Source organism: Treponema sp. UBA7567 (assembly GCF_002476655.1).
In the GTDB taxonomy this organism is placed as follows: Bacteria; Spirochaetota; Spirochaetia; order Treponematales; family Treponemataceae; genus Treponema_D.
This window is the reverse complement of record NZ_DLLH01000076.1, coordinates 16,548-17,009: the sequence shown is the minus strand read 5'-3', so window position 1 is coordinate 17,009 and position 462 is coordinate 16,548.

Here is a 462-nt window from a genome sequence, read left to right as displayed (position 1 = left end):
ATAATGACAGTAAAATTTAAAGCTCGAAATTAAGGGTACATTGCTTTTTTGCGTCAGGCTATGGAGCAGTGGCGGCGGATTGTTTTAACAATGCGCCGACAAAGACCGCAGGCGCGCCATTGCGCGCCGAGGACTTAGAGCGCAAGCGAACTGCGCAACAGCCGGCCGGCGCAAGGCGCCGGAGACGCCCTGAATTTTAATTTCAAGCATTTTTTTGTCCGTGCAAAAAATTTTATGTCTTGCCTGGCGCGCTTTTTGCCTGTTCGAAAACTTTTATGCTCTCCCCAACACACTTTTTGCTTATTCGAAAACTTTAACGGCCTGCCCAACGCGCTTTCTGCCCGTTCGAAAACTTTTATGCTCTCCCCAACACACTTTTGGCTTATTCGAAAACTTTAACGGCCTGCCCAACGCACTTTCTGCCTGTTCGAAAACTTTTATGCCTTGCCCAACGCACTTTCT